This window comes from Nocardia cyriacigeorgica (assembly GCF_010868145.1).
GTDB lineage: Bacteria > Actinomycetota > Actinomycetes > Mycobacteriales > Mycobacteriaceae > Nocardia > Nocardia cyriacigeorgica_D.
Genome location: NZ_JAAGUY010000002.1, coordinates 212,238 through 231,146, shown reverse-complemented (window position 1 = coordinate 231,146; position 18,909 = coordinate 212,238). Strand labels below are relative to the sequence as shown.

The following is an 18,909-nucleotide window of genomic DNA, read 5'->3' as shown; positions in this document are numbered from 1 at the left end:
GAAACACCGCGATTCCGGGATGCGACCGAACCGGTAACGACCCGCGCGGGATCGGATCGAACCACCACGGTAGACGTCTTGCGTACCCCGGCCGTCTGCTCCCATCGACCAACTTCCGGGGAGGACACTGCATGGACGACGAGCAGAACGTGTTGGCTACCGTTTGGCCGGAGGTGGTCGCCGAACTCACTACCGGCTCTCCCGATGGTGCCATCCCGTCGGTCTCCCGCGCACAACAGGCGTGGTTGAAGCTCGTCAAGCCGTTGACAGTCGCACAGGGGTTCGCACTGCTCTCGGTACCGTCGTCGCTGGCCCAGGAAGCGATCGAGCGCGATCTGCGGGAACCGATCCTGCGTTCGCTGGCGCGACGGCTGGGTCCACAGGTCGAAGGTCTCGGGGTGCGCATCGCCGCGCCGACCACGCCGGGTACCGAACGCCCGAGCCCCCCGCCCCGGCACGCCAGGATGACCAGCAGGCCGGAACGGCCGCGCGAGCAGCCCCGCAGGCCCGAATATCCGAATGCGGAGTTCGCAGGCCGCGGCGAGTTCAGTCCACCGCGCTATGCCGCAGGCAACGACTACGCCCCCGACTATCCCAGCGCCGACTACGCAGCGGGCCGCACCTATCCACCCGGCCAGGATTATCCACAGGCTCAAGAGTTCGATCGGCCCGATAGCTACGGGCGCGCCGACGGGTTCGCCGAGTCCGACGGATACGGCTCGGGGGACAACTACGAACAGCGCGAGAACTTCGGCCGACCGGAGTACGGCTCTGACTTCGCCGAGGCGAGCGAGCGCCGATCCGATCAGGACTACCGGCCCGCGGACGACTTCCGCAGGCCCGAGTACGCCCCGCGCGGCGAATACCCGGCGCCGAACGCCGAACGGACGGACACGGGTGCGGTCGAGAGTTCACCGGCTCAACGCCGTGAGTCCGCGCCCGCGCCGCGTCGTGAGTCGGTACCGCCGGGACAGGAGTCGCTGTTCACCCCGGAGCCCACGCCGCGCGCGCCGATCGCCGCCGACCTGCGTGAGTCCGGCCCTGCCGAAGATCAGGCGCCCGCCGTGGCGCACGAGCCGATCCGCGAAGCCGCACACGACACCGTCCGCGAGCCGGTGCGCGAGCCGGCCGGTGACGGCCAGCGTTCCGACCACGACGACGAACCCGTGGTCAACGTCCGCGACTCCTGGCCGACCTACTTCGCCAAATCGCAGGAACCGCAGGCGCCGCAGACCTCGTCGGCGAGTCTGAATGCCAAATACACCTTCGAGACGTTCGTCATCGGCGCGTCCAACCGATTCGCGCACGCCGCGGCGGTCGCGATCGCCGAGGCGCCGGCGCGGGCCTACAACCCGCTGTTCGTCTGGGGTGCCTCCGGTCTGGGCAAAACCCATCTGCTGCATGCGGCCGGGCACTACGCCCAGCGGCTGTTCCCCGGGATGCGGGTCAAGTACGTCTCCACCGAGGAATTCACCAACGACTTCATCAACAGTCTGCGCGACGACCGCAAGGTGGCGTTCAAGCGCCGCTACCGGGAGACCGACATCCTGCTGGTGGACGACATCCAGTTCATCGAGGGCAAGGAAGGTATCCAGGAAGAGTTCTTCCACACCTTCAACACCCTGCACAACGCCAACAAGCAGATCGTGGTGTCCTCGGACCGGCCGCCCAAGCAGCTCGCCACGCTGGAGGAGCGGTTGCGGACCAGGTTCGAATGGGGCCTGATCACCGATGTGCAGCCGCCGGAGCTGGAGACCCGGATCGCGATCCTGCGCAAGAAGGCCAGGATGGACCGCCTCGATGTCCCGCATGACGTGCTCGAACTCATCGCCAGCCGGGTCGAGCGCAATATCCGCGAGCTGGAGGGCGCGCTGATCCGGGTGACGGCGTTCGCCTCGCTCAACGGTCAGCCGCTGGATCTGCCGCTGGCCGAGGTGGTGCTGCGCGATCTGATGCCCGATACCGCGGCGCTCGAGATCACCGCGGCCACGATCATGGCCGTCACCGCCGAGTACTTCAATACGACGCTCGAGGAGCTGACCGGCCCTGGTAAGGCCCGTCCGCTGGCTCAGGCTCGCCAGATCGCCATGTATCTGTGCCGTGAGCTCACCGATCTGTCCCTGCCGAAGATCGGCCAGGCATTCGGTCGCGACCACACAACGGTCATGTACGCGGAGAAGAAGGTCCGCAAGGAGATGACCGAACGGCGCCGGGTCTACGACCAGGTTCAAGAACTCACAGCCCGAATCAAACAGCGTTCGCGCTGATCCGCATACACAGCCTGTGAAAGCCCCTGACCTGGGGTGACCCATGTCCATGGGCTGTGGATTCCTCGAGGAATTCCTGTGGAGTCCTCGAGGAATCCCATGGTTGTCCACCGTTTTGCTCACAGCCCGGCGGGTCGGGTGACGTGTGTCCGCACACAGGGCATCTGTCCACAGAGTCCACAGGGTGCTGCCTCCACAGCCGCTGACCGGGCGATCTGCGTTGTTGTCCCTGTGGATTCCTCGAGGAATCCTTGTGGAGTCCTCGAGGATTCCACTGGTTGTCCACGATCTCGTGCACACGTGTGAACAACCGGGTGAATCCGGTGGAACAACTCGAGGATCAGCGGTGGATAGATGTGGGACAAACTTCCGGCCTCCACAGACCCCCGCTGTTCATCCTCGAGACACTCAACACTCATCCCCACCGCACCACGCCCTGTGACCTGCGCAGACGACCTCATTCCACAGAATCCACAGGGCCTATTACTACTTCAGTTCTTCTTCTAATAGATCTCTCTTCAAAACAGGCTGTGTGGAAAGTCGGTCGGGCAGGCTCGGCTTCACGATCGGGTCCCGGCACACAAGCAAGGAGAAGGAGCATCAGGCAGGGCCGGACAGCAGAGCGCGCGAGCCGGACCGGAGGGTCGGGCCCGGTGCTCGGCTCGAACGCGGTACCGTTTGGTTGTCGGTCGTCTGTGCCACACTTTCGAAGGCGGCCGCGACAGCACGTCTTTCGAGAACCAACGCTGACCAGCCGACAGGGGGCCGACGACATCGTCGGGCCGCTGCAAGATCACGAAACCGGGAGAGGACAGATCGGGCGATGGAGCTTTCGAGCATGAAGTTTCGGGTCGCCCGTGAGGATTTCGCGGAGTCGGTCGCCTGGGTCGCGCGCAGCCTTCCGTCCCGGCCGCCGGTCCCGGTGCTCGGTGGAGTGCTGCTCGTTGCCGATGAAGACGGGCTGACCGTCTCCGGCTTCGACTACGAGGTCTCCGCACAGATGCGGGTCGCGGCCGAGGTCGCAGGCCCTGGCCAGGTGCTCGTCTCCGGGCGGCTGTTGGCCGATATCACCAAGGCGCTGTCCAATAAGCCGGTCGATGTCTCCGTCGACGGCACCCGCGTGCTGATCAGCTGCGGTAGCGCCAAGTTCTCCCTGCCCACCATGCCGGTCGAGGACTATCCCCAGCTTCCCGAGGTGCCGCAGCAGAGCGGTGAACTCAATGCCGATGTCTTCGCCGAGGCAGTCGGCCAGGTCGCCGTCGCCGCAGGCCGGGACGACACGCTTCCGATGCTCACCGGCATCCGGGTCGAGATCGAAGGTCCCCAGGTGGTTCTCGCGGCCACCGACCGCTTCCGCCTCGCGGTGCGCCACATCGAATGGCAGCCGGCTCGTACCGATATCGAGACCGCCGTGTTGATCCCGGCGCGCACACTGTCGGAGTCGGCGAAGACCCTCGGCGCCACCGACGCGCCGGTGCAGCTGTCGCTCGGCACTGGATCGGGCGCCGACGGGCTGCTCGGCATCGTCAATGCGGGCCGGCGCACTACCACCCGCCTGCTCGATGCGGAATTCCCCAAGTTCCGTCAGTTGCTCCCCAAGGAGCACACCTCACTCGCGACTCTGCAGGTCGCCACCCTCACCGATGCCATCAAGCGTGTGGCCCTCGTTGCCGAGCGTGGTGCCCAGGTGCGGCTGGAGTTCTCCGGTGACGGCCTGCTGTTGTCAGCGGGTGGCGACGACGCTGGTCGGGCCGAGGAGTGGCTGGAGGCCGACTTCCGCGGCGAGCCACTGACCATCGCGTTCAACCCCGGCTACCTCATCGACGGTCTGTCGGCTCTGCATTCGGATCGGGTCACCTTCGGGTTCACCACGCCGAGCCGTCCCGCGGTGTTGCTGCCCGCGTCCGAGGAGGAGCCGCAGGCACTGGACTCCGGTGCGTTCGCCGCCCTGGACAGCACCTACACCTATCTGTTGATGCCGGTCCGGCTCCCGGGCTGAGTGCGAGTGTGACCGTCGGGTGCGAGCAGGATCCGAAACCGGCTGTGCGGTACGACGTTTCGGGTTACCGGAACCGATCGGCAATGGAAAGTGGTGCGGCACAAGCACACTTGTCCACAGTTGTGGATACAGCTGTGACATACCATCTGGCGAGCTGAGCGCATGTTCATCCGAGCTCTGACGGTTCGTGACTTCCGTTCCTGGGAGCACGCGGATATCGAGTTATCCACAGGCGGAACGGTTTTCCTCGGCGCGAATGGCAACGGGAAGACCAATCTGCTGGAGGCGGCCGGCTACCTGTCCACTCTGGGCTCCCATAGGGTCTCCGGTGACGCGCCGCTGCTGCGGATGGGGACCGAGCGAGCCAGGATCGGTGCCACCGTGGTGAATACCGGCCGTGAACTGCGCATCGATATCGAACTCAATCAGGGCTCACCCAACCGTGCGCAGATCAACCGGTCGCCGGTGCGCAGGCCCCGGGAGATCCTGGGGATTCTGCACACCGTGTTGTTCGCACCCGAGGATCTGGCGTTGGTCCGCGGCGATCCGGGGGAGCGGCGCCGGTTCCTCGACGAGTTGTGCACAGCCCGACTCCCGCGCCTGGCTGCGGTCCGCGCCGATTACGACCGGGTGCTGCGGCAACGATCGGCACTGCTGAAGAGCGCGGGTAGGCAGGCCCGCTCGCGCGCCGATCTCGGCACCCTCGATGTGTGGGACGGGCATCTGGCCGCGCACGCATCGCAGCTGCTGGCCGAGCGGCTACGCCTGGTACATGAGCTGTCCCCACATCTGACCGACTCCTATGCCTCGATCGCTCCGGAGTCGCGTCCTGCCGCCATCGGCTACCGCAGTGCCGCGCTGCCGGAGGATTACCTCGACCCGACCCGTCCACCTGCTCCCGGTGATATCGCGGAACTGGAGGCGATCCTGCTGCGCGAACTCACCGCTGCTCGGCCGCGTGAATTGGAGCGCGGGGTGTGTCTGGTGGGCCCGCACCGGGATGATCTCGAACTGATGCTCGGTGACGCGCCCGCGAAGGGTTTCGCCAGCCATGGCGAGTCCTGGTCGTTCGCCCTCGCCCTGCGGCTCGCCTCGTTCGAGCTGCTGCGCGAGGGTGGCACCGATCCGGTACTGCTGCTCGATGACGTCTTCGCCGAGCTCGACCGCCGTCGACGTACCGCGCTTGCCTCGGTGGCGGCCGCCGCCGAGCAGGTGCTCATCACCGCGGCCGTTCCCGAGGACGTCCCGGCGGAGTTGTCGGCGACCACGCTGCGGGTCGAGACCACCGGCGACGCCGACCGCCGCACCTCCCGGATCATCCATGCCGTCGACTCGTCCGCCGCAGGCTGACCGATGCGCCGCACACCGTCCATCGTCGGCTCCGCTTCGGGATCGCTGCCGTACAGTTTTTCCATGCGCTCCGACCTTCGTGCCTGGTCGCACGCATCGATCCCATGTTGTCAACAGCCTGTGGATAACTTGGGCTCGCCAGGTGACACGCCGGACGTCCGCAACTCGACAGCAGCCGCAACCGCTGAGTGTGAAAACGTCGAAAAAATAGGTTCTACCTGGGGTTATGCCAAGGTTGCGGTGAGAATGTCGTCCCGGTACCGCAACGGAACAGCTTGTTGCGCAGTGCGTGTCGGAGCCTGGGGACAACTCACCACAGTTGGGGACAACTCGACGAGGCGAACGGAGCGACGATGACCGATCAACCGGAGCCATCGGGCCCCTCGAGCTCGAACCCGGAACCGGAGTTGCGCGGTATCGATCTGGCCCGCCGGGCGCTGGAAGAGGCCCGTGCCGCGGCCAAGGCCAGCGGAAAGTCGGTCGGTCAGGGGCGTTCCTCACCGCGTCGCGGGCTGCGGACCGGCGCCAGACGCCGCACCGGATGGTCCGGGCCGAGACCCGATGAGCGTGATCCACAGATGCTGTCCAAGCTGACCGGTTCGATTGCCAAGAGCCGAGGCTGGTCGACCAAGGTCGCCGAGGGCATGGTGCTCGGCCGCTGGTCCGGGGTGGTGGGTGAGGACATCGCAAGTCACGCCACGCCGGTCAAGCTGGAGAACGGTGTGCTCAGCATTACCGCCGAATCGACGGCCTGGGCGACCCAGCTGCGCATGCTGCAGGCGCAGATTCTGGCCAAGATCAATGCTGCGGTGGGGCAGGGCGTGGTGACGTCGTTGCGGATCTCCGGCCCGGCGGCGCCGAGCTGGCGTAAGGGGGAACGCCATATCAAGGGTCGAGGGCCGCGCGACACCTACGGCTGAGCCGATACCTGGCCAGTATGTGGTACTCGGTGTTACGTTGATTCCGCTGTCGGCCGCCGAAGTTCGCAACACCGCCACGAACAGCGGTTTCACGTGGAACAGCGCGCCGATCCGGATCCTCCGGACCGTCACTGTCGAAAGGTGAAGTCGATGATCGCCGCCACCGAGCCATTCCCCGCCCGGCCGACCCGGACCGTCCGCCGCGGCGATATCGAACTTGCGGTGTTCGAATGCGGAAATCCCGCGGGCCCCGCGATCATCCTGGTCCACGGCTGGCCTGATACCCACACCCTGTGGAACGGCGTCGCCACCGGGCTGGCCGAACGCTACCGAGTGATTTCCTTCGATAACCGTGGTGCGGGCGCGAGTACGGTCCCGGCCGAGGTCGACGCCTACCGGATCGAGGAGTTGGCCGCCGACGTGCGCGCTGTTGCGGCCGCGGTCGCCCCTGGTGAACAGGTGCATGTGCTCGGCCACGACTGGGGTTCGGTGATCGGTTGGGAACTGGCCTCGATGCCAGAGGCGGGCGCGTCGATCGCGTCGTTCACCTCGGTGTCCGGCCCGAATCTCGATTTCCTCGGCGCCTATCTGCGTGGACCGTTCTCCCTCGCTCGCCTGCGTAATTCGCTCGCACAGGGTGTGGCCTCGGCCTATACCGTCGCCTTCCAGATCCCGGGCCTGCCGAATCCGGTGTTGCGCGGTCTGTCTGGCCGGTGGCCGCGCTTCCTCGCCTTCTTCGACGGCATCGATCCAGCCCTGGTCCATCCCGCGCCAACCCTGCGCGCCGACATGATCAACAACCTGAAGCTCTATCGCGCCAATATCCGGCCACGTCTCGGCAATCCTCGCCCGCGCCCGATCGACCTCCCGGTCCAGGTGATCGTCGCGACAGGCGACCGCGCGGTGCGCCCTGTGGTGCATGCCGAGGCGGATAATTGGGTGTCGGACCTGACAAGGCGCGAGATCGCCGCCCGGCACTGGTCGCCGCTGTCGCATCCGGCCGATCTGGCTCGGCTCACCGCCGAGTTCGTCGATCGGGTGGGTGCGCCCGCGCAGGGCTGAGGCGCCCGGAACGGGGCAGACCGCAACACAACTCTCACGCCAACCCTGATGGCTCGAAACCGTCGGGCGGCGGATCGGACCCGCCGTGATCCGATTTCTTGCATTCTCGTAGCCGTCAGGGGTGTCGTAGGTGCGCTGTAGTTTGGGCGTACCAGTAGGATGGTGACGTAACTAGCGGCGATACCTTCGGCGCGTTCCGCACAGCCCGCGCGGTGGACCGTGAATCTCGACCAGCTCAGAATCCGGCCCCAACGTGTGCTTGGCGACGCCGCGCCGAGGATCAGCAAGTAAGGAGAGCTACCGACCAGTGGCTGCCAACGACTCCAATGCATCGGGCTCGACCAAGGCGTCTTCGGGTAAGGCGGGCAACAAGGACTACGGTGCCTCCTCCATCACGGTTCTCGAGGGGCTCGAGGCCGTCCGTAAACGTCCGGGCATGTACATCGGCTCCACCGGTGAGCGCGGTCTGCACCACCTGATCTGGGAGGTGGTCGACAACTCCGTCGACGAGGCGATGGCAGGCTACGCCAGCCGGGTCGACGTCACGCTGCTCGCCGACGGTGGTGTCGAGGTCATCGACGACGGCCGTGGCATCCCCACCGGCATGCATGCCCAGGGCGTGCCCACCATCGAGGTGGTCATGACCCAGCTGCACGCCGGCGGCAAGTTCGACTCCGACTCCTATGCGGTCTCCGGCGGTCTGCACGGCGTCGGTATCTCCGTGGTGAACGCGCTGTCCACCCGGCTCGAGGCGGAGATCGACCACGCGGGCTTCCACTGGACCCAGGAGTACAAGGACGCCACCCCGGGCAAGCTGATCCAGGGCGAGCCGACCAAGCGCACCGGTACCACTATTCGGTTCTGGCCGGACCCCAACATCTTCGAGACCACCTCGTTCAACTTCGAGACGGTGGCCAGGCGTCTGCAGGAGATGGCGTTCCTGAACAAGGGCCTCACCATCACCCTGACCGACGAGCGGGTCACCGACACCGAGGTCACCGACGAGGTCGTCAGCGAGACCGCCGAGGCGCCCAAGCACGCCGACGACGAGTCGTCGAAGACCGAACACAAGGTGAAGTCGCGGACCTACCACTACCCGGGTGGTCTGGAGGACTTCGTCCGCCACATCAACCGGACCAAGCAGGCGATCCACAACTCGGTCGTCGCGTTCACCGGTAAGGGCACCGGGCATGAGCTCGAGGTGGCGATGCAGTGGAACTCCGGCTACTCGGAGTCGGTGCACACCTTCGCCAACACCATCAACACCCATGAGGGTGGCACCCATGAGGAAGGTTTCCGCGCGGCCCTGACCACCGTGGTCAACCGGTACGCCAAGGAGAAGAAGCTCCTCAAGGAGAAGGACGGCAACCTCACCGGTGACGACATCCGTGAGGGCCTGGCCGCCATCGTGAGCGTGAAGGTCGGCGAACCGCAGTTCGAGGGCCAGACCAAGACCAAGCTGGGCAATACCGAGGTCAAGTCGTTCGTGCAGCGCACTTGCAATGAGCACCTCGCGCATTGGTTCGAGGCCAATCCGGCCGATGCGAAGACCATCGTGAACAAGGCGGTCTCCTCGGCGCAGGCGCGTGTCGCCGCGCGTAAGGCCAGGGAACTGGTGCGCCGCAAGAGCGCCACCGACCTGGGCGGTCTGCCGGGCAAGCTGGCCGACTGCCGATCCAAGGATCCGAGCAAGTCCGAGATCTACATCGTCGAGGGTGACTCCGCAGGCGGCTCGGCCAAGTCCGGCCGCGACTCGATGTACCAGGCGATCCTGCCGCTGCGCGGCAAGATCATCAATGTCGAGAAGGCGCGTATCGACAAGGTCCTCAAGAACAACGAGGTCCAGGCGATCATCACCGCGTTCGGTACCGGCATCCACGACGAGTTCGATATCGCCAAGCTGCGCTATCACAAGATCGTGCTGATGGCCGACGCCGACGTCGACGGCCAGCACATCTCAACCCTGCTGCTCACGCTGCTGTTCCGGTTCATGCGACCGCTGATCGAGCACGGGCACGTCTACCTGGCGCAGCCGCCGCTGTACAAGCTGAAGTGGCAGCGTGCCGATCCAGAATTCGCCTACTCCGACCGCGAGCGCGACGGACTGCTCGAGGCAGGTCTGGCCGCGGGCAAGAAGATCAACAAGGACGACGGTGTCCAGCGCTACAAGGGTCTGGGCGAAATGAACGCCAAGGAACTGTGGGAGACCACCATGGACCCCGCGGTCCGGGTGCTGCGCCAGGTGACCCTCGACGATGCCGCCGCGGCCGACGAGCTGTTCTCCATTCTGATGGGCGAGGACGTCGAGGCGCGTCGCAGTTTCATCACCCGCAATGCCAAGGACGTTCGCTTCCTCGACGTGTAGCCGGCGTGTGATCGCTGCCCCTCCACGCCAGGCCCTCTGAAGGAGACCGCATGACTGAGACAACGCTGCCCCCGAACGGTGGGGCGGGCGACCGGATCGAACCGGTCGACATCCAGAACGAGATGCAGAGCAGCTATATCGATTACGCGATGAGCGTGATCGTCGGCCGCGCGCTGCCCGATGTGCGCGACGGCCTCAAGCCGGTACACCGGCGCGTGCTCTACGCGATGTACGACAACGGCTACCGGCCCGACCGTGGCTACGTGAAGTCGGCTCGTCCGGTCGCCGAGACCATGGGTAACTACCACCCGCACGGTGACTCGTCGATCTACGACACCCTCGTGCGCATGGCTCAGCCGTGGTCGCTGCGCTATCCACTGGTCGACGGGCAGGGCAACTTCGGTTCGCGCGGCAACGACGGCGCGGCCGCCATGCGATACACCGAGTGCCGCCTCACGCCGCTGGCGATGGAGATGCTGCGCGAGATCGACCACGAGACGGTCGATTTCGTACCCAACTACGACGGTCGCTCGCAGGAGCCGACCGTGCTGCCCTCCCGGGTCCCCGCGCTGCTGATGAACGGCAGCAACGGCATCGCGGTCGGTATGGCGACGAATATCCCGCCGCACAACCTCAACGAGCTGGCCGAGGCGATCTACTGGGCGCTGGACAATTACGAAGCCGATGAAGAGTCGACGCTTGCCGCCTGTATGGAGCGGGTCAAGGGCCCCGACTTCCCGACCGCGGGCCTGATCGTTGGCGGCCAGGGCATCCACGACGCCTACACCACCGGCCGCGGGTCGATCCGCATGCGCGGTGTGGTGGAGATCGAGGAAGACAGCCGCGGCCGCACCACGATCGTCATCACCGAACTGCCCTACCAGGTCAACACCGACAACTTCATCAACTCGATCGCCGAGCAGGTGAAGGACGGCAAGATCGCCGGCATCTCCGATATCCACGACGAGTCCTCCGACCGCGCGGGTATGCGGATCGTGGTGACGGTCAAGCGTGACGCCGTCGCCAAGGTCGTGCTGAACAACCTGTACAAGCACACGCAGCTACAGACCAGCTTCGGCGCCAACATGCTCTCCATCGTCGATGGTGTGCCGCGCACCCTGCGCCTGGATCAGATGATCCGGTTCTACGTCGAGCACCAGTTGGAAGTCATCGTCCGGCGTACCCGCTATCTGCTGCGCAAGGCCGAGGAACGCGCCCACATCCTGCGTGGCCTGGTCAAGGCGCTCGATGCGCTCGACGAGGTCATCGCGCTGATTCGGCGCTCGGCCAACACCGACACCGCGCGCACCGGCCTGATGGACCTGCTCGAGATCGATGAGATCCAAGCGACCGCCATCCTCGATATGCAGTTGCGCAGGCTCTCGGCGCTGGAGCGGCAGAAGATCGTCGACGAACTGGCCAAGATCGAGGCCGAGATCGCCGACCTCAAGGACATCCTGGAAAAGCCGGAGCGTCAGCGCGCGATCGTGCGCGACGAGCTGGCCGAGATCGTCGAGAAGTACGGCGACGAACGGCGTACCAAGATCATCGCCGCCGACGGCGACGTGGCCGACGAGGATCTGATCGCCCGCGAGGACGTGGTGGTCACCATCACCGAAACCGGCTACGCCAAGCGCACCAAGACCGATCTGTACCGCAGCCAGAAACGCGGCGGTAAGGGTGTGCAGGGCGCGGGGCTCAAGCAGGACGACCTGGTCAAGCACTTCTTCATCAGCTCGACCCATGACTGGTTGCTGTTCTTCACCAACAAGGGCCGGGTGTATCGCGCCAAGGCCTACGAGCTGCCAGAGGCCAGCCGCACCGCGCGCGGTCAGCATGTGGCGAACCTGCTCGCCTTCCAGCCGGACGAGAAGATCGCCCAGATCATTCGGATCAAATCCTACGAAGACGCCCCGTATCTGGTGCTGGCCACCAAGAATGGCCTCGTGAAGAAGTCGCGGCTGTCGGATTTCGACTCCAACCGCAGCGGAGGCATCGTCGCGGTGAACCTTCGCGACAACGACGAATTGGTCGGTGCCGTGCTGTGCTCGGCGGACGACGACCTGCTGCTGGTATCGGCGCAGGGCCAGTCGATCCGCTTCTCGGCCACCGATGAGGCGCTGCGCCCGATGGGCCGCGCCACCTCGGGCGTGCAGGGTATGCGGTTCAACGCCGACGACGAGCTGCTCTCGCTCAATGTCGTCCGTGAGGGTACGTATCTGCTGGTCGCGACGTCCGGAGGCTATGCGAAGCGGACCGCGATCGAGGAGTACACCGCCCAGGGCCGCGGCGGTAAGGGTGTGTTGACCATCCAGTACGACACCCGACGTGGCACGCTGGTCGGTGCGCTCATCGTCGACGACGACGACGAGCTGTACGCGATCACCTCCGGGGGTGGTGTCATCCGGACGGCGGCGAAGCAAGTTCGCAAGGCAGGCCGCCAGACCAAGGGCGTGCGATTGATGAACCTCGGCGAGGGCGATACCTTGCTTGCGATCGCGCGCAACGCCGACGAGCCCGATCAGATCGGCGACGACACCAGCGATTCTTCCGAGCAGTAAACACAGCGGCGGCAACGAACGGATCTGAGGATTGCATTGACCACTCCGAATCAGCCGAATGACGAGCGGCAGCAGACGAACGGTGTGACCGAACGGATCGCACCGTCACCGATTCCGCCCCGGCCGATCCAGCGACCGGAGTCCGAATCCCCCGCGGGCGCTCCCGCGGGCGCGAATCCGCAGGAAGCCGCTGCTCAGTCGCGCGAAAATGCTGACAAGCAGGGCGAATTCGGTTCCGAAGGTGCCGCGAAGCCCGCACCGGCCGAGGGCGGCAACTCCTTCGACCAGACCGTGCGGATGAACGGCTCCGGTGAAGCGCCGCAAGGCGATTCGGGTGCGCCGGGCAGCAACGGCGGCGGTCAGTCGCGCTACCAGGACGGGTGGTCGCAGCTACCGCAGCGTGAGCCACAGTCCAACCTGTCCCGGCCCGGCCACTCGCCGGTGGCCTCCGGTCGCCCCGCGCCCGCTCCAGGCGGTGGACTCGGTGGCGGTATGGGCAATGCCCGCACCACCGCCGATCTCGCCGCCAAGGCGGCCCGCAAGGAAGCGGCAATGGTGAAGTCGGTCGGCCTCGACGGGCCGACCCGCAGCATCTCCCGCCCCGAGCTGACCAAGGACATGCCGGATCTTTCCGAGATCCGGCATCCGCTGCCGCCGGAGCACTCGGCCGCACCGAAGGCCGGCCCCGCGGCCGTCTCGCCCGCGGTTCCGGTCGCGGTCGCGCAGGCGGTGGCGGGTGAGCCGCTGCGTGCCACGGTGCAGATTCGCCGCATCGACCCATGGTCGACACTGAAGATCACCCTCGTCATCAGCGTGGCGCTGTTCTTCGTGTGGATGCTCGCGGTCGGGTTGCTCTACATCGTGCTCGAGGGCATGGGCGTGTGGGAGCGGCTCAACGACACCGTCATCGAGATGGTGTCGCAGGACAACGGCAGTTCCACCGGCTTGATCGATGCGGGCACGGTCTTCGGCTACGCCGGCGTCATCGGACTGATCAACGTGGTGCTGTTCACCGCGCTGGCCACCATCGGCACGTTCATCTACAACCAGTGCTGCGATTTGGTGGGCGGCATCCAGGTCACCCTGGCCGACCCGGACTAGCGATCTCCTGAGCGGCCGGTACCGACCCCATCGAGGGCCGGTACCGGCCGTTCTGGTCTCCGGCGACATGTGGGTTGGTTGGAACTTGCGAACAGTGTCATCGCTACGCCACTGTTTTAGGTTGTCTGTAGTGCTTCTACCAGCCGTTTTGGTCGTTGTCGGTGCGTCGGGTAATCTCTGTTCTCGGTTGTTGCGTTGCGTGTAGTCGATAGCGGAACACAACAGGCAAACACACGGGCCTATAGCTCAGGCGGTTAGAGCGCTTCGCTGATAACGAAGAGGTCGGAGGTTCAAGTCCTCCTAGGCCCACTCCCGAACATCACAGTAGGGTGGGAATCATGAAACTTCTCCTCACACTCGGTGTCGTGGTCGCGGTTCTCATCGGTATCACCAAACTGCGCCAACGTAACGACGCGGATCTGTGGCACGAGGTCACCACCCGCTGACCGCTCGGGCAGCCACCCGGGGCCTTAGCTCAATTGGCAGAGCACTGCCTTTGCAAGGCAGGGGTTAGGGGTTCGATTCCCCTAGGCTCCACACGATACGTGCTGGTCAAAGGGTATTTTTCAACCCGATGGCCCGCCGTCCACACCTAGCGGTCCACATTGACACGAATCTGAGGGGATTCGGTGCAACCATTCCATATTCAGAGGTTGCGCAATGTCCATCCGTACCCGTGCCTACAAAGACGGCACTCCCTACTTCCAGGTCTGCTACCGCATCGTCCGCGACAACGCTGACGCGCCGACCGAGTCGTCGAAGAGCTTCAAGTCCTACAACGGCGCTGACCGATTCCAGAAGCTGATCAACAAGGTCGGTGCAGCCGAGGCCGAGCGGATCCATGGGCTCCAGGTCGCCGCCAAGGAAACTGCCGTCCCGACGGTCGCCGAAGTAGTTCGCGCCCACATCGCCGGACTGACCGGCATCGAGGATGAAACCCGCCGAAAGTACTACCGGATCGTCGATCTCGACATTGACCCGTTCATGGGCCCTCTACCCGCCAACGCACTGACGCCCGACGTCGACGCCGCGTGGGTCAACTCAATGCAAGAGGCCGGCGCCGCCCCGAAGACGATCGCGAACAAGCACTCCGTGCTGTCGGCGGCAATGGGCGCGGCCGCAGCGAAGCGGCCGAAGCCGATCATCGACTACAACCCGTGCGCGGGCATCCGTCTGCCGAAGGCCTACGGAGCAGAACACGATCATCTCAGCACCGCCGAGTACGAATTGCTCGCCGACATCGTGGCGCCGCAGTGGCAGGCATTCCTGGAGTTCGCGGTGATGTCGATGGCCCGGCCGTCCGAGCTCGCCGCGCTGCTCGTCGGCGATATCGATCGCGAGACCGGCGCGGTCCGGATCACCAAGGCCTACAAGTACGCGAACGGTCGGTTGAAGCTCGGCAGCCCGAAGTCGCGCCGCGGCGTCCGCACGGTCTACGTCCCACTGAGCACCGTCGACCGGCTCGGACTCGACGGCCGCAGCCCGATCGAGCAGCTTTTCGCGACGGACTCCGGCGGCGTGCTCGACGTCGTCACCCAGTACAAGCGGATCTGGGCACCGGCAATGGGCCGCCTGGATGCCCTTCTGGCGGGCGATTTCACCAAGTTCGGCCCGATGGCTCGCTGGGAAGGTCTCGACCCGTGGACGATCCTGGAGCGCCACGGCGAGCTCGTCGGCGGCCTGGCCCTGCTCCAGCTCAGCCCGTACTTGAGCCGCCACACCGGGATCTCGTGGCGCCTCCAGGACGGCACGCCGATCTGGGTGGTCAGTCGCGATGCTGGGCACGAGTCGATCACGACCACCGACAAGCAGTACGGCCACATCGCCGCCGAGGCCTCGCGCGCGGCCGCCGACACCGTGTCCGGCCGCCTCGGCAGCCTGCGTGGCGCCGTCGTCAGCCTGGAAGGCGCCAAGCGCCGGCGGCTGGTGCGCGCGGGGCTGCTCGGCGAGATCGACGACATCGGCGGCGGCCAGTACGAAGCGGTCTGGCTCGACCGGCGCGGCGTCATCTGCTCCGCGGTTTTCGATTCCTACGACGACGCCGTCGAGCACGTCGCGCTCAACGAAGCGGGCGAACCGATCGCCGCCGACGCCGCCTGACCTACCTGACCTGCACTGATTTTCAATTCACCCCTGCCGTGAACAGGACGAATTACATGACCACAGCTGTAGCAAAATCCGTGTGCCCGATGCCTGTTGGCGAAGCCGTGTGCGGTGCACCGGTACCCGCCCGCCGTGGGCCGGGCCGTCCCCGCGTCTACTGCGACGACCCGACCCACAACGCAACTGCCCGGCTGCGCGCCGAACGTGCGCCGGGCGTGACCGAGTCGCCGCTGGCGCGTGCGCTCGCGCTGATCGACCGGGCCTATGCCGCGGCGGCGATGATCCGGCGCGAGGCGCGCGCGGTCGTCTGGGCGGCCGAGCAGCGGGCCCTGGCCGCCGAGGTGGACGCGATGGCCGCTAGGCGCGAGCGTGACGCCGCGCTGGCCCTGCGGGACCTCGCGGTAGAGGAGGCGCGCGATCTGCGCGCAGCGATGGCCAGAGACCGGTGGGGGAGGGTGGTGGCTTAGCCGTCGACGCTGTCGTCGGGGCGGGGGTGCCAGAGGATCACGGCTGCCCCCACCGCCAGCAGTATTAGAGCTGGGGCGGTCAGGGCCTCGACGAGGTCGAAGAACCGGTCGCGGAGCCATTCTGGGTTCAACAACAGCATCGTTGCACTGAGCAGGGCGAGCGCGGCTCCACACATTGCCGAGGACGCCATCACGCCCAGCCAGAACCGCGGCGCGTCATCCTCGCCCCATGCGGCCGCGCACGCGGTCAGGCCGAGCAGCGACGTCATCGCGAGCATCGACAGGTAGGCCGTGCCGTAGACCAGCGTGGGCGTGTCGTGCAGCTGGAACATGTGCATCACTTCGGTGCGCGACATGTTGCCCGATAGCCAGGCCACCAGCGCGGTGGCGAGAGCGGACGCGGCGAAGAGAGACCAGGCCCGTACGGCCCGTGCGTAGCGCCCCTTCCGGGGCGCTCGATACGGGTCGTACGGGCCTTTCACGTAGCGGTGTCGGCGGATGACTCGCAGCCACGCAATCCCGGCTGCCCACCATGCGGTCATCACGAGTACCACGTGTGTCAGATCCGAAACATTCGCGAAGCCGAATAGTTGTCGCTGATCGATTGCCTGGTCGACGTCCGGCGCGCCGAACAGATAGGCGACCGAGGTGATGAGCATCGCGACCGTGAGTAGCCGACTCCGAGGCCAGGCGGCGAGCCTGATCAGTGAGACGAACGCGAACACGGGTAACGCGATGAGCATGCTCGGCATCGTAAAAGGTTGCTCTGACAACTTGCAGCAAATTCAGTCCATACCGAGGATTCCCCTCCACTCGTCGCTGCTGGTCGGCCGGTGGAAGTTGCCCTCTTCCAGGCGGTTTAGTACAGCATCGAAAAGTTCTCGGGGGGTGGTGTCCAGTACGAGCGCGACCTCGATCAGATCGGCCAGGTATGGCTCGCGCAGTCCGCCTTCCGTGCGTTTGTAGGTGTTTCGTTTCCAGAGGAGTAGTGACCACATCGATTCTTGACGTAGTCCGGCGAGTCTTCGGCGAACTAGCAGCTCCTCGCCGAAAGCTGCGTTCAATGCGCCCCGATCCATACCCACAGGCTACTTCCCCGCATTACAGCGCCGTGTCCATATCGTGACCTAACGGGCCCTGCGGGACCCAAATTTGGGACCTACATTATGGGTACCCGGAAATTTGCCGGAGAGTTGTACAAAGAAGTACAGCGCGGGTGTCGCGTGAGGGGAATGCGTGTTGCAGGCAGCAGGGGTTTCATATGGCAAGGACTGGTTCGAACGCATAGGCACGCGGGGGCACGACCTAGGCGACCTATCGGTGATCGATGTGCTCATCGAGGCGCGCAGACGCGGCCTCGATGGGCATGCACTTCTCGACGCGGACTACCTCGCCAACGGGGCGAGCTAGTCCGCGATCTTGTCTATCGGGCGCGTCAGGACTGCCGGCATGATGCCGAGCGCCTTCGAAATCCGGTGTAGCTGGATGATCGTCGGGGCGCGTTCGCCACGTTCTAGCCGGCCAATCGTTTTCTTGTCGTAACCGGTTTCCTTCGCCAGTCTCTCCTGGCTCCACTTCTTGCGGGTCCGCTGGATCACGATTTCCTCGCCGACCGCTTCCATCATCTCTTGCTCGACCCGATCGGGGCCATCGCCATCGGCAGGTCTGACCTGCCCGGAGGCGTCTTCGGGCTGTCCGGTGCCCGGGTCCGCTGTGGGGTTCATGCTGCCAGTTTGGGGGCAGATTGGGGCCTAATGCAACCTTTTCGGGGTCTGTTTTGGTCACTCGAACAGTTGTTCGAGGATAGCTAGCTGATGACCGAAACGGGTTCAATAGGGACCGAAACAGGTTGCTTGGGGACCGAAATGGGTCTAATGTCCATCCCATGGACCCGATCAACGCGGTAGCTGCCCAGGTGGTCCGGGACGCAATCCACGAAGCCCGCACTACACAGAGCAGCGTCCTGCGAGGCGCCGCCATCGCCCCCACTACCTGGCGTCACCGGATGCGTGGTGACAGGCCTTTCACCCTCGTCGAGCTGGCGCGCATCGCGCAGCACCTCGGCCTGCCCAGCAGCAGCCTGGTCACCGAGATCCTGGAGCGTGCCGCATGAGCACCGACATCGACACCCGGACCCGCACCCTCGCCTACGTGATCGCCGAAACCGGTGCGCCGTCCGAAGATTGGCTGCGCCGTCGGCTCAACGCTGGCGAGATTCGCGGCAGGAGTGCTGGCCACACCTGGCGCATGACCGACAGCGACATCGCTGCGCTCGTCGCGTGGATGGCGAAAGGCCCCGGCGCTGACCGCTGCCCGGTCGACGAGACCAGGACCCACCCCCTCGCCCATGTCGTCGCCGAGACCGGCGTGGCATCCGAGGACTGGCTGCGCCGTCGGCTCAACGCGGGCAAGATCCGCGGCCGCCTGGTCGGTCGGACGTGGCGCATGACCGACAGCGACATCGCTGCGCTCGTCGCGTGGATGGCGAAAGGCCCCGGCACCGAGGCCGATTCGCTCGTCGCCGACATGACCCCCACCACCCGGCGCCGAATGTTGCGCGCCAGCTGAGACCCCCTCGGCTGGGCGCGCACCGACGCCCGACCGAGGACCGCGCCGCTGCGCAGGGATGGACCGCCGAGGTGACCCCCTCACACCTCAGATCCCAACCGGCAGCGCACCCGTCACCAAACCGCCCAGACGTCACACCAGGGAGA

16 protein-coding genes and 2 tRNA genes are annotated in these 18,909 nt (G+C 65.6%); 15 read left to right on the top strand and 3 right to left on the bottom strand.

Annotation, left to right across the window (positions count from 1 at the left end; genetic code table 11):
* The first annotated feature begins 131 nt into the window (after positions 1-131).
* The 13 genes from dnaA (at position 132) to GV792_RS04960 (ending at position 16,195) form a co-directional block, all read left to right on the top strand.
* Positions 132-2,267 (top strand): chromosomal replication initiator protein DnaA, encoded by a 2,136-nt coding sequence (gene dnaA / locus GV792_RS05015; RefSeq protein WP_163822444.1) that lies wholly within the window; start codon positions 132-134, stop codon positions 2,265-2,267.
* Positions 2,268-3,090: 823 nt separating this feature from the next.
* Positions 3,091-4,266: a DNA polymerase III subunit beta gene (dnaN, locus tag GV792_RS05010; protein ID WP_163822443.1), complete on the top strand. Its 1,176-nt coding sequence runs from the start codon at positions 3,091-3,093 to the stop codon at positions 4,264-4,266.
* Positions 4,267-4,428: 162 nt separating this feature from the next.
* Entirely contained in the window at positions 4,429-5,616 is a 1,188-nt protein-coding gene (gene recF, locus GV792_RS05005; RefSeq protein ID WP_163822442.1) for a DNA replication/repair protein RecF, read from the top strand.
* A 353-nt stretch (positions 5,617-5,969) separates the two neighbouring features.
* On the top strand, positions 5,970-6,536 hold the full coding sequence (locus tag GV792_RS05000; protein WP_163822441.1) for a DUF721 family protein: 567 nt from the start codon (positions 5,970-5,972) through the stop codon (positions 6,534-6,536).
* A gap of 150 nt (positions 6,537-6,686) precedes the next feature.
* Complete coding sequence (locus tag GV792_RS04995; protein WP_163822440.1) at positions 6,687-7,598, top strand: alpha/beta fold hydrolase; 912 nt, start codon at positions 6,687-6,689, stop codon at positions 7,596-7,598.
* 307 nt (positions 7,599-7,905) lie between these two features.
* Positions 7,906-9,963, top strand: a complete 2,058-nt coding sequence (gyrB, locus tag GV792_RS04990) for a DNA topoisomerase (ATP-hydrolyzing) subunit B (RefSeq protein ID WP_163822439.1) — start codon at positions 7,906-7,908, stop codon at positions 9,961-9,963.
* Positions 9,964-10,013: 50 nt separating this feature from the next.
* Complete coding sequence (gene gyrA, locus GV792_RS04985; protein WP_163822438.1) at positions 10,014-12,524, top strand: DNA gyrase subunit A; 2,511 nt, start codon at positions 10,014-10,016, stop codon at positions 12,522-12,524.
* Positions 12,525-12,560: 36 nt separating this feature from the next.
* Positions 12,561-13,625 (top strand): DUF3566 domain-containing protein, encoded by a 1,065-nt coding sequence (locus GV792_RS04980; protein ID WP_163822437.1) that lies wholly within the window; start codon positions 12,561-12,563, stop codon positions 13,623-13,625.
* Positions 13,626-13,860: 235 nt separating this feature from the next.
* Positions 13,861-13,934 (top strand) — tRNA-Ile (locus GV792_RS04975).
* A gap of 29 nt (positions 13,935-13,963) precedes the next feature.
* Complete coding sequence (locus GV792_RS29230; RefSeq protein ID WP_218579846.1) at positions 13,964-14,071, top strand: DLW-39 family protein; 108 nt, start codon at positions 13,964-13,966, stop codon at positions 14,069-14,071.
* An 18-nt stretch (positions 14,072-14,089) separates the two neighbouring features.
* Positions 14,090-14,162 (top strand) — tRNA-Ala (locus tag GV792_RS04970).
* Between the two features lie 123 nt (positions 14,163-14,285).
* Positions 14,286-15,725: a tyrosine-type recombinase/integrase gene (locus tag GV792_RS04965; RefSeq protein ID WP_163822436.1), complete on the top strand. Its 1,440-nt coding sequence runs from the start codon at positions 14,286-14,288 to the stop codon at positions 15,723-15,725.
* Between the two features lie 56 nt (positions 15,726-15,781).
* On the top strand, positions 15,782-16,195 hold the full coding sequence (locus GV792_RS04960) for a hypothetical protein (RefSeq protein WP_163822435.1): 414 nt from the start codon (positions 15,782-15,784) through the stop codon (positions 16,193-16,195).
* Here GV792_RS04960 and GV792_RS04955 read toward each other — a convergent pair.
* The 3 genes from GV792_RS04955 to GV792_RS04945 all read right to left on the bottom strand — a co-directional run bounded on the left by GV792_RS04955 (position 16,192) and on the right by GV792_RS04945 (position 17,919).
* Positions 16,192-16,854, bottom strand: a complete 663-nt coding sequence (locus GV792_RS04955) for a hypothetical protein (RefSeq protein ID WP_163822434.1) — start codon at positions 16,852-16,854, stop codon at positions 16,192-16,194. The two genes, GV792_RS04960 and GV792_RS04955, sit on opposite strands and share 4 nt — an antisense overlap.
* A 126-nt stretch (positions 16,855-16,980) precedes the next feature.
* On the bottom strand, positions 16,981-17,274 hold the full coding sequence (locus tag GV792_RS04950; protein WP_163822433.1) for a helix-turn-helix domain-containing protein: 294 nt from the start codon (positions 17,272-17,274) through the stop codon (positions 16,981-16,983).
* A 327-nt stretch (positions 17,275-17,601) separates the two neighbouring features.
* Positions 17,602-17,919 carry a helix-turn-helix transcriptional regulator gene (locus GV792_RS04945; RefSeq protein ID WP_163822432.1) on the bottom strand — a complete coding sequence of 106 codons (318 nt, stop codon included), beginning with the start codon at positions 17,917-17,919 and terminating at the stop codon, positions 17,602-17,604.
* A 161-nt stretch (positions 17,920-18,080) separates the two neighbouring features.
* Between GV792_RS04945 and GV792_RS04940 the strand changes: the two genes are divergently transcribed.
* Positions 18,081-18,308, top strand: coding sequence for a hypothetical protein (locus GV792_RS04940; protein WP_163822431.1), 228 nt, complete (start codon positions 18,081-18,083; stop codon positions 18,306-18,308).
* Positions 18,305-18,763 carry a hypothetical protein gene (locus tag GV792_RS04935; protein ID WP_163822430.1) on the top strand — a complete coding sequence of 153 codons (459 nt, stop codon included), beginning with the start codon at positions 18,305-18,307 and terminating at the stop codon, positions 18,761-18,763. Before GV792_RS04940 ends, GV792_RS04935 begins: the two co-directional genes overlap by 4 nt.
* The last annotated feature ends 146 nt before the right edge of the window (positions 18,764-18,909 follow it).

Coding starts and splice junctions, on each gene's coding strand:
- GV792_RS05000 (WP_163822441.1), top strand. CDS start 5,970: ATGACCGATCAACCGGAGCCATCGGGCCCCTCGAGCTCGAACCCGGAA.
- dnaA (WP_163822444.1), top strand. CDS start 132: ATGGACGACGAGCAGAACGTGTTGGCTACCGTTTGGCCGGAGGTGGTC.
- GV792_RS04965 (WP_163822436.1), top strand. CDS start 14,286: ATGTCCATCCGTACCCGTGCCTACAAAGACGGCACTCCCTACTTCCAG.
- dnaN (WP_163822443.1), top strand. CDS start 3,091: ATGGAGCTTTCGAGCATGAAGTTTCGGGTCGCCCGTGAGGATTTCGCG.
- GV792_RS04995 (WP_163822440.1), top strand. CDS start 6,687: ATGATCGCCGCCACCGAGCCATTCCCCGCCCGGCCGACCCGGACCGTC.
- recF (WP_163822442.1), top strand. CDS start 4,429: ATGTTCATCCGAGCTCTGACGGTTCGTGACTTCCGTTCCTGGGAGCAC.
- GV792_RS04940 (WP_163822431.1), top strand. CDS start 18,081: ATGGACCCGATCAACGCGGTAGCTGCCCAGGTGGTCCGGGACGCAATC.
- GV792_RS04955 (WP_163822434.1), bottom strand. CDS start 16,854: ATGCTCATCACCTCGGTCGCCTATCTGTTCGGCGCGCCGGACGTCGAC.
- GV792_RS04935 (WP_163822430.1), top strand. CDS start 18,305: ATGAGCACCGACATCGACACCCGGACCCGCACCCTCGCCTACGTGATC.
- GV792_RS04950 (WP_163822433.1), bottom strand. CDS start 17,274: ATGGATCGGGGCGCATTGAACGCAGCTTTCGGCGAGGAGCTGCTAGTT.
- GV792_RS04960 (WP_163822435.1), top strand. CDS start 15,782: ATGACCACAGCTGTAGCAAAATCCGTGTGCCCGATGCCTGTTGGCGAA.
- GV792_RS29230 (WP_218579846.1), top strand. CDS start 13,964: ATGAAACTTCTCCTCACACTCGGTGTCGTGGTCGCGGTTCTCATCGGT.
- GV792_RS04945 (WP_163822432.1), bottom strand. CDS start 17,919: ATGAACCCCACAGCGGACCCGGGCACCGGACAGCCCGAAGACGCCTCC.
- gyrA (WP_163822438.1), top strand. CDS start 10,014: ATGACTGAGACAACGCTGCCCCCGAACGGTGGGGCGGGCGACCGGATC.